Raw genomic sequence first — 16475 nt, 5'->3', positions numbered from 1 at the left:
AATGATAAAATCCACCGTATTTTTTGTTGTATTAGTAGTAGTATTTAGTTGTAAAACATCAAAAGTGAAAGAAGAAACAAGTGAAAGTTTTTATGTAGGAACCTACACAAAAAAAGATGCCAAAGGTATTTATAAATATGAACTTTCTAAAGAAGGAAACTTACAACAAGTTGGTTTGGTGGCAGAAACCATAAATCCTACTTTTTTGGTAAAATCGAAAGATAAAAAATCATTATTTGCCGTGGGTGAAACCAATGAAAACGGAACAGGATTTGTGAAGTCTTTTAAAATTGAAAAAGAAGGGTTGACATTAATAAGTAATGAAAAATCTGGCGGAGGTGGCCCTTGTTTTGTGGCTATAAATGATGATAATTATATTGTAACCGCAAATTATGGCGGTGGAAGTGTAGGATTGCTAAAAGCAGATAATACTGGTAAATTATCTGAATTATTATTTGTGCAACAGCACGTTGGTAAAGGAACAACTAATAGACAAAAAGCACCTCATGCACATTCGGCATGGTTTCACCCCGTAAAAAAAGAAATTATTTCTATTGATTTAGGTACAAATCAGTTGTGGTTTTCTACCATAGATGCAACTAAAAATGAATTGGTGTTAACCCCTCAAAAAACCTTAAAAATGGCTGATGGAGCTGGCCCAAGACATTTAACTTTTCACCCAAATAATAAATGGATTTATGTGTTAAATGAATTAAATAACACTGTTTCTCTTGTAAAAGAAAAAAACGAATCTTATTATGTAGATTTTTCAATTTCTACCTTGCCAAAAGATTTTGTAGCATATAGCAAAGCAGCAGATATTCATATTTCTAAAGACGGAAAATTTTTGTACGCTTCTAATCGCGGACATGAATCTATTGTTATTTATGAAGTAAACCCAGAAAACGGAACTTTAAAAACAATTGGTTATGAACCCGTTTTAGGGAAAAGTCCTCGTAATTTTTCTTTATCACCAAATGAAAATTTTTTATTGGTTGCCAATCAAGATACAGACAATATTATTTCCTTTAAAAGAAATTCAGCAACAGGCATGTTAACTTTTGTAAGCGAAGTTTCTGCACCAATGCCTGTGTGTATTTTGTTTTAAGATTAAAGTTAAAATCATTCAGATTTTGCAAAAAAAATGTACCAGGTTTTAGGTACATGGCAATGATGTAAGCATCATTTTTTGCAATTCTTTTATGTGTCAAATTGTATTCAATGCAAAAATAATCAGCTGTTTTCTTTAAGATTTCTATGGATAATGGATTTTTTTGTTTGCTGCAAGTGCTTTATACCTACTGTAGTCTTTACTATTTATAAGCCTTAAAAAATTTCTTTAAAATCATTTTATTCGTAACTTGTAACTTTAAAACAAATACAGGTGAGTAAAATACTATCAATAAACGGAAAGGCATACACTGTTAGTGTACAGGATAATATGCCTTTATTATGGGTTCTTAGAGATATTATTGGCTTAACAGGAACAAAATTTGGTTGTGGTGTAAGTGAATGTGGAGCCTGTTCTGTTTTAGTTGATGGAAGACTCCTTAAATCTTGTGGAATTCCTATTTCTTCTGTTTTTGGAAAAGAGGTTTTTACAATAGAAGGCACTTCAGAAAATTTAGAATACTTACGCAAAGCATGGCATGCAGGTAATGTTCCACAATGTGGTTTTTGTCAAGCAGGACAACTAATTGCGGCAACTTCATTATTAGATAAAAATGAAAATCCTACAGACAAAGATATCAACGATTTTATGAGCGGAAACATTTGTAGATGTGGAACCTATACAAGAATTAGAAAAGCAATTCATACGGCTGTTGCACTTAAAAATGAAGCAAAATGAGTAAAATACAGCAAATAAATCGTAGAGATTTTGTAAAATTATTTGGCTTAGCTTCCGGAGGAATTCTCTTAGGATGTACATTGTCTTCAGATAAAAAAGAGTTTATTCCACAAGTGGATGGAACTTTTACACCCAACTTATTTATTCAAATTCAAAAAGACGGAAAGGTTATTTTAATGGCTTCAAGGTCAGAAATGGGACAAGGAATTAAAACCTCTTTGGCTTCCGCAATTGCGGATGAATTAGAAGCCGATTGGAAATATATTACGGTAAAACAAGCAACTGGAGACGCCAAATACGGCAATCAAAATACAGACGGTTCTAGAAGTGTAAGAACTTTATTAGCACCCATGCGAAAAATGGGAGCAACCGCAAAAGCAATGTTACTTGCTGCCGCTGCTGATAAATGGAAGGTTGCTACAACAGATTGTACAGCAGAAAATCATTTTGTTATCAATAAGAAAACAAATGATAAAATTTTCTTTGGAGATTTGGTTGAAGCCGCAGCTAAAGTTGCTCTTCCATTAGAAGAAACAATTACACTTAAAAAGATTGAAGATTTTAAATACATTGGCAAACATTTAAAAAGTGTCGATTTAAAAGATTTTACTCACGGAACAGCTACGTATGGTATTGATGTAAAAATACCAAATATGAAATTTGCTGCAATTGCAAGATGTCCTGTTGCTTTTGGATCTGTAAAGAGTTTTCAAAAATCCGATGCGGAAAAAACACCAGGCGTAGAACAAGTAATAGAACTAAAAAGAATGGTGCCACCAACCGGTCAGTTTTTTGGTGCATTAGGAGGTGTTGCTGTAATTGCTAACAATACTTGGGCTGCTTTTCAAGGAAAATTAAACTTGAATATTGAATGGAATTATGGAGAAAATCATTCTTTTGATACTGAGAAATTCAAAGAAAAACTCACGGAAAGAGTGCATCAAAAAGGAAAATTAGTTCCTGGTAGTTTTGGCAATGTACGTTCAGCTTTTAAAGATGCAACAACTATAGTAGAAGCAACGTATCACGTTCCGTTTTTGGCACATGCTCCCATGGAAGTACCAAATGCCACTGCTTGGTTTCAAGGTAATAAAATTGAAGTTTGGGCGCCGTTACAAGATCCGCAAACAGCAAGAGCAGAAATTGCTCATTTCTTTGATGTTTCAGTAGAAAATGTAACCATAAATGTTACGCTTTTAGGAGGAGGTTTTGGTAGGAAATCAAAATCTGACTTTGTGGTAGAAGCAGTTGCTTTGTCAAAAAAAATAAACGCGCCTGTTCAAGTAGTTTGGACCCGTGAAGATGATATACAAAACAGTTTTTACCATGCCACAAGCGTGCAATATTTAAAAGGTGGGTTGGATAAAAAAGGACAAACTATTGGTTGGTTGCAACGTGTTGCATTGCCATCTATTGTGTCTTCTTTTAAACCTATGTCTGATTATGCTTCTGGTTTAGAATTAAATCAAGGGTTTACTCAAAATCTTTATGATTTAACTAACTTTAGGTTAGAAAATGTAAAAGCAGAGGCTCATGTAAGAATTGGTTGGTTGCGTTCTGTAGTAAATATTCACAGTGGTTTTGGTAATAATTCTTTTGTTGATGAGCTGGCATTTGCGGCTAAAAAAGATCCGGTACAATTTCATTTAGATTTAATAGGAAAAGATAGAATTTTAAAAGGAACATCTAATCATCCTTATAATTCTAAACGAATGAAGGATGTTTTAAAAAACACTGCCAAAATGGCTAATTGGGGTAAAAAGTTATCAAAAAACCATGGACTAGGCGTTGCTATTCATCGTAGTTTTTATAGTTATGTTGCTACAATAGTAGAGGTTTCTGTGTTACAAGGAAAAGTAAAAGTAGAAAATGTTTGGACAACCATAGATTGTGGTTTGGCCTTGAACAAAGACAATATTAAAAATCAGTTAGAAGGCGCCGCAATTTTTGGAATCTCTTTGGCTTTGTATGGAAAAATTTCTGCAAAAGAAGGAGCCGTTGAGCAACATAATTTCTTTGACTATCAAGTGGCCAGAATGAAGGATGCACCAACTATTTCAGTAGATATAATGGATGCTATGGATGAACATCCGACGGGAGTTGGTGAACCTGGAGTTCCGGTAATGGCACCTGCAATTTGCAACGCTATTTTTAATGCTATAGGGAAACGTGTACGTTCTTTACCTTTAATAGATCAAGGTTTGATTTAATATTAAATGAATATGATACAAGCTTTTTCAGAATTAAAAAAATCTAGTTTTTATACTTATTTTATTATTTTAGTTACTGTAATGGCTACGTTTTCAATAGCAATTGAATCTGCTGAAACGGGTAATTTTTATTCCTTTACTATTTTTCAGATAGAAAGAATTCTTTTTGGCGTTTTAACCATAGATTATTTTTTTCATATTCTGGAAGCGCTGCAACTTAAAAGATGTAAAATATATTTGCAATCTTTTGAAGGTTTTGTAGACTTTATAGCAGTGGTTCCTTTTGTTCTTACTTTTTTTGATTTTCAGAACATAGAGGTTGTGAAATATACTTTTGGTATTGCAACTTTTTTAAAAATAGCAAGATTTTCAGATGCATTAACTATTTTTAAAGATGTAATTATAAGTGAAAGAAAATCGATTTTGGCATCTTTATACCTCATGTTTTTATTGACTTTTTTTATTTCCACTATTTTATATTTTGTTGAAAAAGAAGCAAATCCTAAAGGCTTTGGTAGTATTATAGAATCTATGTGGTGGTCTATAGTTACTTTGGCTACGGTTGGTTATGGAGATGTTGTACCTATCACAGTTTTGGGTAAATTAGTGGGAGCTTTGGCATCAATAATTGGTTTAGGAATGTTTGCCTTGCCAGCAGGTATTTTGGCAAATGGTTTTGCACAAGAGTTAAAAAGAGTCAAATACGTTACTAGTTGGAATTTAGTGGCAAAAGTGCCTATTTTTTCAGAATTAGATAAAGGTACTATTTCTGAAATTGCACGACTTTTAATGGTGAAAAGGTTTACAAAAAACGAAGTAATTATAAAAAAAGGTGACGTTGGAGATGCGATGTATTTTTTGTTAGAAGGAGAAGTGGAGGTAGTGTTTCCTGAAAAAGAAGCTAATGTTATATTGAATAAAGGAGATTTTTTTGGTGAAATAGCCTTAATTAAAGATGTAAAAAGAACCGCCACAGTAAAAGCGAAAAAAAGGTGCGAAATGTTTGAGCTTACTTCTTACGATTTTAAAAAATTAGTACAATCAAAACCAGAAATTATAAAAGTTATAGAAAGTGTTTCAAAAGATAGGTTTGATCTGTTGTAATTTATACAGAATTAAGTTTAAGTAAATCTGAAATTGCAGCTAAGTTTTATAACTTTTACTTATAATACTGCCAATTTTTTACTCCTTAGTACTTAAGTTGAGTAGTAAAGATAGAAAAAACTTGAGTATTTGTTTTGTTTAATCTATTGAAAACAAGTGGTGTAAGAAAATATTTCGTTATATTTGGTATTCAACTATTAATATTATACGTTTCCTACTGGTATAATAATTATTCTAAAACTAAACTGTTATGACACTATTAACCAAACCTATTGCAAAGAAATTAATTAAACTATGTTTATTTTCATGTTCCTTAGTCTTGTTTGTCTTTTTCTCTTGTGAAACTGATAAAACAATGACTGACGCTGATAAACTTGCTGAACTTATCAACAATCATCCATATTCAAAAAGGAAGATATTAACTTCTAAAGAGTTGAAAAATATGGCGAAACAAGATAGGCCAGATTTAGTTTTTGAACAGGATTTTTTAAGGACATTAGATCCAAAAACAGGAAAGGTTCCTAGAGAAAGACTTTTTGGAGTGATTGAGAATATTAATACATTAAATAAATCGAGAAGAACGGTAAATTTTAACTGGGAATCTAGAGGGCCGTTGCAGGTTGCTGGAAGAACCAGAGGTGTTTTTTTTGATCCGAATGATGTAAATGATAAAAGAGTTTTTGCTGGCGGTGTAAGTGGAGGTATTTGGAAAAATGAAGATATTACTGATGAAAATGTTTCTTGGATACAAGTAGAGGTAGGTTTACCAAACTTTGCAATTTCAGCAATGGATTATGATCCTGTTGTTACTACAACATTTTATGCAGGAACAGGTGAAGGCTGGAATAATGCAGATGCTACAAGAGGAGCAGGGATTTATAAATCTATAGATGGGGGAAATAGTTGGACTATTTTAGCCAATACTACTGGTTTTCATGAAGTTTATGACCTCGTTGTTAGAAATGAAAGTGGAGCTCAAGGTGTAGTTTATGCCTCGGTTAGAATTTCTGGCAACACAGATTTGCTAAGGTCTACAGATGGTGGAACTACCTGGACCACAACAACAACATCGCCTTATCGTGATTTAGAAATTGGACCTGATAATGTTATATGGGCGGGAGGAGCTAATGGAGATGTTTTTAATTCAACCAATGGCACTACATGGAATCAGGTTTATACTTCCACTGGTAGTAGGGTAGAATTAGCCGTTGCACCTTCTAATGCAAATGTAGTTTACGCTTTAATTGCTTCAGGAAGTCTTATAGGAGAAATTATAAAAAGCACTGATGGAGGAGCTACATGGACAAATACCACGTTACCTGATGATGCAAATGATGCCACAGTTTCAAGTGTAGATTTTACAAGAGGCCAAGCTTGGTATGACTTGATAGCTGTTGTAAACCCTACAAACCCTAATGAGGTTCATGTTGGTGGCGTTAATACCTTTAAGACTACAGATGCAGGTGCAACTTGGCAAAAAACATCTAGTTGGTCTAGTTATTGGGATGATTCCGTTAGCCATGTTCATGCAGATATCCATAACATTTTATATAGACCAAACAATAACTCTATTTTATATGCAACGGACGGTGGAATGTTTTTTGCGCCTGATGCATCTATAATTCCTACAAGTGGTGTAAATGCCTTTACAACAGGAATTTTTGCTAGAAATAAAAATTATAATGTTACACAGTTTTTCTCTGGAGCTATAGATCCAAAGAATACAAATGGTTTTTTAGGAGGTACACAAGATAACGGAACGCCTTATTTTGATTCTCCTGGAATAGATGATACAAGCGATTTTAGTGGTGGAGATGGGGGTTTTGCTTTTATAGATCAAACGGCATTTTTAACAAGTGGTACTGATGGATCTTATTATATAGTTTCAAATACAGGGAATGCCTATAGATTGCATGATTTTAATAATACTATTTATAATATACCAATAGTAAGTAATTCAAGTAATGGAAGTTTTATCAATCCAGCAGATTATGATGATCAAAATAATGTTCTTTATTCATATAATGGAGGTACTAGTATAAGTCAATCTACTCTTAAACCAGACAATACTACCCAGTCAAGTACTACTGTTAACCTTACCATTGCCGACATTAATAATATTGTAACACATATTAGAGTATCTCCTTATAATGCTGGAAATAGAGCTGTTTTTTTTGGTACAATTACTGGGCGACTTATTAAAAGAACAAATGATGGTACCACAACTATAATAAATAACAGTACCATTGGTGGTGCAATTTCTTGTGTAGAGGTTGGTGCTACGGATAATGAACTTCTAGTAACCTATTCTAATTTTGGTGTTACTAGTGTAATTTACACGTCGGATGGTGGTGTTACATGGTTAAATAAAGAAGGAAATTTACCAGATATGCCAGTAAGATGGAGTCTGTTTAATCCTTTGCATATGAACGAAGTGATTTTAGCAACAGATGCAGGTATCTGGAAAACATCAGATATTACTGCTACAACACCAGTTTGGACTTCATTTTCATCAGGTATGGGTGCTGTAAGAGTAGATATGTTACAATATAGAGCAAGTGATAATTTAATTTTAGCAGCTTCGCATGGTAGAGGGATGTTTACCTCTAATTTTACCGATAATAATGTAACATGGACTGGAACAACAAACAATGATTGGAATATTGGCACAAATTGGAGTTCAAATGCTTTGCCAATAAGCTCTCAAGATGTAATTATTCCTTCTGGGCTCACCAACTATCCTACAGCTATAGATCCAGTAACTGTTAATTCTGTAACTATGAACTCTGGTAGTTCGTTAATTGCACAATCTACCTTTACAGGAACCATAACTTATAATAGAAATATACCAACTACCAATTGGCACTTAATTTCTTCTCCTGTTGATGGTCAAGACATAGACGCTTTTGTAACAAACGAAGGTTTGGCTGTAGGTTCTACAAATGTAAATAATAGAGGTTTGGGAAGTTATAATAATACTTTACCAGGTTGGACCTACTATCAAAATGGAGCTGTAGGAACAGGTGATTTTTTAAAGGGAGACGGTAAATCTTTAAAATTAGCAGGTGTAGGAGATATTGCTTTTGTGGGCAATATGCGTACTGAATCAGAAACAGTGGTAACTTTTCTGAATACCACTGGTTTTAATCTTACCGGAAATCCATATATTTCTTATGTTGCAGGTAATAATTCTGCAGATAATACAAACAATGTACTTAAGGTAAATACAGGTGGGCTAACAGAAGAAACCTTGTGGTACTGGAATCAGGCAACAGAATTATATGAAATTGTTAATCAAACAACAGCGGCCAAGTTTATTGCTCCTGCACAAGGGTTTTTTGTAAAAACAAATGGATTAAGTACTTTCAAGTTTAATGAGAATATGCAATCCCATCAAACTACAGATACATTTCAGAAAAGTACTACTGATGGTAGACCAGAGATAGAAGTTACTTTAAGTGATGAAACAAATACAAGAAAAACTGATATTTATTATATTGAAGGAACTACTACAGGTTTTGATAACGGGTATGATAGTTCTATCTTTAGTGGAGCAGCAAATTCTATTATTGTTTACACGCGTACTGTTGCATTGGATGATGAAAAAAACTTAGGAATACAATCATTACCAAATAGTAATTATGAGGATATGATTATTCCAATAGGTATAAAAGCCTCTGTAGGTGCAAAAATTACGTTATCTGCCAAAGGCACTAATTTACCAGCAGGAATTAGTATCTATTTAGAAGATATAAAGAACAATTCATTTCTATTGTTAGATGATACTTCAAAATTTACAACAACGCTAGAAAGTGATTTAAATGGAATAGGGCGTTTTTATTTACATACCAGTAGTAAGACCTTAGATGTTTCTCAGGTATATTTAGACGATGCAGTTATGTATGTATCAAATAACAAGTTGCACATACAAGGAATTAAAGAAGGAAATTCTGAAGTAAAAATATTTGATGTTTCTGGGAAAAATGTATTCATGACATCTATACAAGGGCCAAAAGAGATTGCTCTTTCAAACTTGAGCGCAGGAGTTTACCTTGTTCATTTAAAAACAGAATCTGGTAAATTGGTTAAAAAAGTAATACTAGATTAATTAATAATTTCTATTGAAAGTAAATGGTTAGTTATCTACATTAGATACTTAATACTTTAGGAATAAAAAGAAAGGAAGTTCAGGTTTTTTTATTTGAACTTCTTTTTTTTTTGTTGGTGATATTTCATGTTAGCAAATATTTTATAGCGTTAGAAAAGTTGTTTTTTTAATGTATATATGCTTAAATATCTAAGAAGTAATCTTATGGAAGCAATTAAATTACAGTAAAAAACAAGTGTGTACTAAGTTTAGTTGGCTATAAACTCAATTGAGAAAGATCAATTTTAATACTCTAAAAGAGACTTCAATAATTTGTTTTTAAATTATAAGAAACTCATTGTATAGTAGAAAAAGGAAAAGGTTAGCCAATGGCTAACCTTTTCCTTTTTTTACTTAAGTAAACCTAAAACTTATACTCACCCAATGGTTTAGGGAAATCTTCTGGATTTGCCGCTAAATGATAACGAGGATCATCTATATCTTCTACAATAATATCTGTAAATATTGGACTAGATTTGAATAACAACAATTTACAATCTTCACTTAAATGTTTTAATGTAATTTTCTTATCGGCTGCCTGGTATTTTTCAACCAAATTAAAAATGGCTTCTATGGCAGAGTGGTCAGAAATACGCGCTTCTACAAAATCTATTTCTACAAAATCTGGGTCATTTTTTATATCAAATTTTGCATTAAATTCAGTAATACTTCCAAAAAATAGTGGTCCCCAAATTTCATAAATTTTTGTTCCATCTTCTTTAAAACGTTTTCTTGCTCTAATTTTCTTTGCACTTGTCCAGGCAAATGATAAGGCAGAAATAATGACCCCTACAAATACGGCAATTGCCAAATCGAAGAAAACAGTAACTGCAGAAACAATAATCAATACAAAGGCATCTGACATTGGAATTTTCTTTAAAATTCTAAAACTAGACCAAGCAAATGTTTCAATCACCATCATAAACATAACACCAACCAAGGCAGCAATAGGCACTTGCTCTATATATTTGTCTGCAAACAGAATAAAAGTTAATAAGGTTAACGCCATCATTACGCCAGATAAGCGTCCACGTCCGCCAGCATTAATATTTATTACAGTTTGGCCAATCATACCGCAACCACCAGTACCTCCAAAAGCGCCACTCATAATGTTACCTGCTCCTTGTGCAATACATTCTTTGTTTCCGTTTCCTCTAGATTCTGTTAATTCATCAACTAAATTCATAGTCATTAAAGTTTCTATTAAACCAACGGATGCTGCTAAAAAGGCATAAGGTGCAATAAATTTTAAGGTATCTAGATTAAAAGGTAGATTACTCCATAATTCTAAAACATTTAAATTTTTAGAAATTTCAGCAATTCCGTTTAAACCAGCTCCGCCACCATCTCTAATAAAGTCTCCCACATTAATAGAATTTAATCCTCCAAAAATTGAAATTAAAGAAACAATTAAAATGGCTGTTAAAGCTGCTGGTATTTTTGTTGTTATTTTAGGCAATCCCCAAACAATGAACATGGTTAGTAATACTAAACCAATCATTATATATAAGGTTTTTCCTTGCATGCTAGATTTTAAAACACCGTTATCTTTTATTGAATAAAATCCTTCTTCTGAAATATTAAAAACAACTTTTTTTGTGTTTATATCAAAAACTTGACCTTCTGATATTAAAAACATTTCTTTATTAGTGCTATTGTTTTTCACAGAATTACCTTCTATCGTAAATAATATGGTATCAGAAGTTACATCTTTAACTTGATTATTAGATAGGTTATAAACCAATTCTTTCGATTCGGTTTTACGCATATTTTGTCCGAAGAAATCTTTTTTATTTTCTGTAAACATTCCTAGTTGCGCCATAAAAATAACTATTGCCAATCCGTTTACAAAGCCCATCATTACTGGGTGTGGAATTAAACGTACAAATTTCCCTAATTTAAACAAACCAGCAAATATCTGTATTACTCCCATTAAAACTACGGCGGCTAATAGATAAAAATAGCCCATATTTTCAACGGGGTTGTCAAACAATAGTCCTTTTGCATGTCCTTCTTGAATCATGTGTACAAAAATAACAGCTACAGCACCGGCTGCACCAGAAATTAGTCCAGGTCTTCCGCCAAAAAGTGCTGAAATAATTCCTATAACAAAAGCCCCAAATAGGGCTACTATAGGGCTTATTTGTGCCACAAAAGCAAAAGCAACAACTTCGGGTATCATTGCTAATGAAACCGTAATTCCGGCTAATGTATCATCTTTTGCATTGGGTATTATTTTCTTGATAAACTCAGTCATAATATTTAGTTACTTTTTAAAGTGGGCAAAGGTACTTCGTTTTTTTTAGAAAATTAAGGTAGTTCTTTGTAAGTATTGTAGACTATTTTTATATTTCCGTAGGTGTTTTTTAGCGCTTTTGTCACATCAACTTCATTTTTAAAAGCAACTTTAGTAATGCCTTCTTCTGTTTGTGGAGTTAATTTTTTATCATAATCAGAAGTCATTAAAAACCAGTAAGTTTTTTTTAGTTTCATTCCGTTTTGAAAAAAAATATGGTAGGTAGTAATAAGAGGTTGAATAATAGTTAAGTTAGCAATGCCACATTCTTCTTCAACTTCTCTAATAGCTGCAGTTTCTATGGCTTCTCCTTTTTCAATCCTTCCTTTGGGTAAATCCCAAATACCATTTCTAAAAATGAATAAAATATCTTCATTTGCATTTAAGACCAAACCACCAGCAGCGGCAATTACTTTGAAATTTTTAAGAAAATACACCCAATCTTTTTCTAAATTATCAGAAAATAGAATAATTCCGTTTATTTTTTCATGCTGTAATTTGTAGACTATTTCTTCTATTACAACATCTTTTAATAAATAAACAGGAAAATTATTTATTTTTTTTAATGAAGAAGTGATAATTATTGGGGTATCATTTACAAAAACGTTATACATTTGCGGTATGATTTTGAACAAAGATACTGCAAAAAAAACAGCTGAACTTTTATTACAGGTAAAAGCGATAAAGTTAAACCCAAATGAACCGTTTCAATGGGCTTCTGGCTGGAAATCTCCTATTTATTGTGATAACAGAATAACACTGTCTTATCCACCAGTTCGTGTATTTTTAAAAGAAGAAATTGCCAAAATTGTAGAATTACAATATGGCAAGCCAGATGTAATTGCCGGTGTTGCTACAGGAGCAATTGCAATTGGTATTTTGGTTGCACAAGAATTAGGTGTTCCGTTTGTTTATGTGAGGCCAGAACCAAAAGAACATGGTAGAAAGAACCAAATTGAAGGGCACTTAGAAAGTGGACAAAATGTTGTGGTTATAGAAGATTTAATAAGCACAGGAAATAGCAGCTTAAATGCAGTTGATGCCATTAAAGAAGCTGGAGGTGTTGTAAAAGGAATGGTGGCTATTTTTTCTTATGGATTTGAAATTGCCGAAAATAATTTTAAAAACAAGAATATTAGTTTAACTACTTTAAGTAATTATGAAAGATTGTTAGAGCAAGCTTTAGATAGTAATTATATTTCAGAAAGTGAATTAGTAACACTTAGTGAGTGGAGAAGAAATCCTAGTGAGTGGACCCCATTAAACGCATAAAAATGAATATTGAAGGAACAAAAGTAACCGTACAAAAATCTGCAGAAGCGTTATTTGTATATTTTACAGATTTAAAAAATTTTGAATCTATAATGCCAGAAAATATACAAAAATTTGAAGTGGATGGAGATTCTTTTCTATTTGGCTTACCTGGAATGCCAGAAATTAGATTGGTTTTAAAAGAAAAAACAGCATTTTCTTCTATAATTCTTGGTGCAGCAAGTAGTAAATTGCCATTTACTTTAGCGGCTAATATTACTGAGGTTTCTGAAAATGTAAGTGAAGTAGCACTTCAATTTGATGGAGAATTTAATGCAATGATGTCTATGATGATTAAAAAACCATTGACCAAATTTGTAGATACATTAACAGAAAATATAGCAAAACTTTAAATAAAACCAACTTCTTTTATTCCAAATTCTTTATAACTATCATCTTCTAGTTGAATAATTAGATTACCGTGTTTAGATATTTCGGTGATAATTCCTAAGAATAAATTTCCTTTGATGTCTTTAAACATGGTAGGAACACCTATTTTATATAGAACTTGTAAATATTGAGCTTCTAATTCTTTAAATTTTGAAAAATTAAGCAGATTTATTTTTTCTTTTATTTTTTCAATTAAACTATGCAAAAGTGTGTCTAAAGAATACGTTGTATTTGTTTCTATTTGTAAAGAAGTTGCATTTTTAAGAGAAATAGGAAAATTTTCTTGATTTACATTTAGCCCAATCCCAACAATAGCAGCACTTATTTTACTGCCTTTTATGGTGTTTTCTATCAAGATTCCGCAAATTTTCTTATTAGCTGACAGAATGTCGTTAGGCCATTTTATAGAAAGTTTAGGTAATTTTTCAGCAAAAAGCACCTCGTAAACAGCCAAAGAAATAGCAAAATTTAAATATTTTTTTTTGTCAATTTTTAAATCATCAAACCTTATAAACACGCTAAAGGTAAGGTTTTTGTTGGGTTTTGAGTACCAAGAGCTTTCTTGTTGTCCGCGTCCGTTGGTTTGAGAATTGGTAACAACTGTGGTGTAATTTTCTTGCGTAGAAGTTTGCACTAATTCTTTTAAAAAAGAATTGGTAGAATCAATGGCATTAAGTTTGATTATTTTCAACTGTTAAATAAAGTGTAAACTAGCATAAAATTACATAAAATACTCGCAAAAAAACAATAACTTTGCAGCAAATTTAGAGAAAATTAATGACAAAAAAGCAAGTAAGTACAGACGATTTAATCGCTGTTATCCTTAAAGGAATAGATGAAGTAAAAGGAGAAGACATACAATTATTAGACTTACGAGAAATAGAAAACACAGTATGTGATTATTTTGTTATCTGTTCTGGTAATTCTAACACCCAAGTAAATGCAATTTCTGGTTCTATTCAAAAAACAGTTAGCAAAGAAATAAAAGATAAACCTTGGCATATAGAAGGGCAAACAAATTCTGAATGGATTTTAATGGATTATGTACACGTAGTTGTACATGTTTTTCAAAAGCATGTTCGCGAATTTTATGACTTAGAAAGTCTTTGGGGTGATGCAAAAATTACGGAAATAAAAACAGTGTAAACTTTTTGATTTTTAAAAATAATGAGTGATTCAAAAAAAGATAATAAGTCTAATTCACCAAAAGTAAAGTTCAGTCCTTACTGGATTTATGGTGCAATATTTTTGGTTTTAATAGCTTTTCAATTCTTTAATAGTGGAGATTTGGCAACTAAACAAATCTCAAAAAATGAGTTTAATGAAATATTAAAAGACAATGATATTTCTAAAATTATTGTTGTAAATAATAATAATGCTCATGTTTTTATTAAGAAAGAAGCTTTTTCTAAAGAAAAATATCAAAAAATAAAGAATTCTGCTTTTTATAGAGAAGGGTCTTCTTTATATGAATATAATTTTGGTGATTTACAGAATTTTGAAAATGATTTAGAAAGCCAAAAAGAAAAATATAATTTAGATTTCGATAAAAAAAATGAAGAAAGAACCAGTATGGTTGATACTTTTATTGGGTTTTTACCTTTTATAGTTTTAATTGCAGTATGGTTGTTTTTTATGCGAAGAATGTCTGGCGGAGCTGGAGCAGGAGGCGGTGGCGGACAAATTTTTAGCATCGGAAAATCGAAAGCAAAATTATTTGATAAAGACACCAAAGTAAAAACTACGTTTGAAAACGTTGCAGGTTTAGAAGGAGCTAAAGAAGAAGTACAAGAAATTGTAGACTTCTTAAAAAATCCTGAAAAATATACTTCTTTGGGAGGTAAAATACCTAAAGGTGCTTTGTTAGTTGGTCCTCCAGGAACAGGTAAAACATTATTAGCAAAAGCTGTTGCTGGTGAAGCAGATGTTCCGTTTTTCTCTTTATCTGGTTCAGATTTTGTAGAAATGTTTGTAGGTGTTGGTGCTTCTAGAGTTAGAGATTTATTTAAACAAGCAGCGCAAAAATCTCCTTCTATTATTTTTATAGATGAAATTGATGCAATTGGAAGATCTCGTGGAAAAAATAGTATGACTGGTGGAAATGATGAAAGAGAAAACACCTTAAATCAGTTGCTTACTGAAATGGATGGTTTTGGTACAGATACCAATGTAATTGTACTTGCAGCTACCAATAGAGCAGATGTTTTAGATAGCGCTTTAATGCGTGCAGGACGATTTGATAGACAAATTTATGTAGACTTACCAAACATTAATGAGCGTAAAGAAATCTTTGAAGTTCATATAAAACCTTTAAAATTAGCGAAAGATGTTAATATTGGCTTTTTAGCGCAACAAACTCCTGGTTTTTCTGGTGCAGATATTGCAAATATGTGTAACGAATCGGCATTAATTGCTGCCAGAAAAGGTAAAAAAGCAATTCATCATCAAGATTTTTTAGATGCTGTAGATAGAATTGTGGGTGGTTTAGAAAAGAAGAATAAAGTTATTACACCCAAAGAAAAGAAAACAATTGCTTTTCATGAAGCTGGTCATGCAACCGTAAGTTGGATGTTAGAACATGCAGCGCCATTAGTAAAAGTAACAATTGTTCCTAGAGGACAGTCTTTAGGTGCAGCTTGGTATTTGCCTGCAGAAAGAATGATTGTACAAACAGAACAAATGTTAGATGAAATGTGTGCAACAATGGGAGGTAGAGCCGCAGAAAAAGTGATGTTTAACAAGATTTCTACAGGTGCTTTAAGTGATTTAGAAAAAGTTACAAAGCAAGCTAGAGCAATGGTTACCGTGTATGGTTTAAATGAAGAAGTTGGAAATATAACTTTTTATGACTCTTCAGGAAATGATTCATTTGTAAAACCTTACAGTGAAGAAACAGGACGTAAAATTGATAAGGAAATTTCTAAAATAATTGAAGCTCAGTATGCTAGAGCCATTGAATTATTAGAAAATAATAAAGAAAAATTAACTGTTCTTGCAGAATTATTGCTTGAAAAAGAAGTTATTTTTAAAGACGATTTACTTAAAATATTCGGAAAGAGACCTTTTGATGAATTGGAGGAAACTCCTACAGAGATCATAGAAGAAGTAGGTGAAAAAATTATTACGGAAACTAAAAATACAGAAGAGTAATTAAAAAAAACTTCAATA

At 32.0% G+C, this 16475-nt stretch carries 12 protein-coding genes; 9 read left to right on the top strand and 3 right to left on the bottom strand.

The features are described from left to right. Position 1: 1 nt before the first annotated feature. The 5 genes from ACSHW5_RS09705 (at position 2) to ACSHW5_RS09685 (ending at position 9271) form a co-directional block, all read left to right on the top strand. Complete coding sequence (locus ACSHW5_RS09705) at positions 2 to 1108, top strand: lactonase family protein (RefSeq protein WP_435675930.1); 1107 nt, start codon at positions 2 to 4, stop codon at positions 1106 to 1108. 276 nt (positions 1109 to 1384) lie between these two features. Beyond that, positions 1385 to 1849, top strand: coding sequence for a (2Fe-2S)-binding protein (locus ACSHW5_RS09700; protein WP_435675929.1), 465 nt, complete (start codon positions 1385 to 1387; stop codon positions 1847 to 1849). Continuing rightward, positions 1846 to 4059 carry a molybdopterin cofactor-binding domain-containing protein gene (locus ACSHW5_RS09695; protein WP_435675928.1) on the top strand — a complete coding sequence of 738 codons (2214 nt, stop codon included), beginning with the start codon at positions 1846 to 1848 and terminating at the stop codon, positions 4057 to 4059. Before ACSHW5_RS09700 ends, ACSHW5_RS09695 begins: the two co-directional genes overlap by 4 nt. 12 nt (positions 4060 to 4071) lie before the next feature. Beyond that, complete coding sequence (locus ACSHW5_RS09690; RefSeq protein WP_435675927.1) at positions 4072 to 5163, top strand: cyclic nucleotide-gated ion channel; 1092 nt, start codon at positions 4072 to 4074, stop codon at positions 5161 to 5163. 355 nt (positions 5164 to 5518) lie between these two features. Further along, positions 5519 to 9271 (top strand): T9SS type A sorting domain-containing protein, encoded by a 3753-nt coding sequence (locus ACSHW5_RS09685; protein ID WP_435675926.1) that lies wholly within the window; start codon positions 5519 to 5521, stop codon positions 9269 to 9271. Between the two features lie 403 nt (positions 9272 to 9674). On the opposite strand, the gene ACSHW5_RS09680 is transcribed toward ACSHW5_RS09685, so the two are convergent. Then, entirely contained in the window at positions 9675 to 11567 is a 1893-nt protein-coding gene (locus ACSHW5_RS09680) for a SulP family inorganic anion transporter (RefSeq protein ID WP_435675925.1), read from the bottom strand. 53 nt (positions 11568 to 11620) lie between these two features. Continuing rightward, entirely contained in the window at positions 11621 to 12220 is a 600-nt protein-coding gene (locus ACSHW5_RS09675) for an NUDIX hydrolase (RefSeq protein WP_435675924.1), read from the bottom strand. Positions 12221 to 12227: 7 nt separating this feature from the next. Between ACSHW5_RS09675 and pyrE the strand changes: the two genes are divergently transcribed. Further along, positions 12228 to 12878 (top strand): orotate phosphoribosyltransferase, encoded by a 651-nt coding sequence (gene pyrE, locus ACSHW5_RS09670; protein ID WP_435675923.1) that lies wholly within the window; start codon positions 12228 to 12230, stop codon positions 12876 to 12878. A 2-nt stretch (positions 12879 to 12880) separates the two neighbouring features. After that, a complete protein-coding gene (locus tag ACSHW5_RS09665) occupies positions 12881 to 13270 on the top strand; it encodes an SRPBCC family protein (protein ID WP_435675922.1) in 390 nt (129 codons plus the stop codon). On the opposite strand, the gene ACSHW5_RS09660 is transcribed toward ACSHW5_RS09665, so the two are convergent. After that, a complete protein-coding gene (locus tag ACSHW5_RS09660) occupies positions 13267 to 13998 on the bottom strand; it encodes a biotin--[acetyl-CoA-carboxylase] ligase (protein ID WP_435675921.1) in 732 nt (243 codons plus the stop codon). The genes ACSHW5_RS09665 and ACSHW5_RS09660 overlap by 4 nt on opposite strands. 86 nt (positions 13999 to 14084) lie before the next feature. Here ACSHW5_RS09660 and rsfS point away from each other — a divergent pair, with 86 nt between their 5' ends. Both rsfS and ftsH read left to right on the top strand, forming a co-directional pair. Continuing rightward, positions 14085 to 14453, top strand: a complete 369-nt coding sequence (gene rsfS / locus ACSHW5_RS09655; RefSeq protein ID WP_435675920.1) for a ribosome silencing factor — start codon at positions 14085 to 14087, stop codon at positions 14451 to 14453. 21 nt (positions 14454 to 14474) lie between these two features. Next, positions 14475 to 16457 carry an ATP-dependent zinc metalloprotease FtsH gene (gene ftsH / locus ACSHW5_RS09650; protein ID WP_435675919.1) on the top strand — a complete coding sequence of 661 codons (1983 nt, stop codon included), beginning with the start codon at positions 14475 to 14477 and terminating at the stop codon, positions 16455 to 16457. The last annotated feature ends 18 nt before the right edge of the window (positions 16458 to 16475 follow it).

Origin of the sequence: Polaribacter sp. (genome assembly GCF_051251875.1) — a bacterium.
Taxonomy (GTDB): domain Bacteria; phylum Bacteroidota; class Bacteroidia; order Flavobacteriales; family Flavobacteriaceae; genus Polaribacter.
The sequence above is the reverse complement of the archived record's forward strand: the minus strand, read 5'-3'. Positions and strand labels throughout refer to the sequence as shown.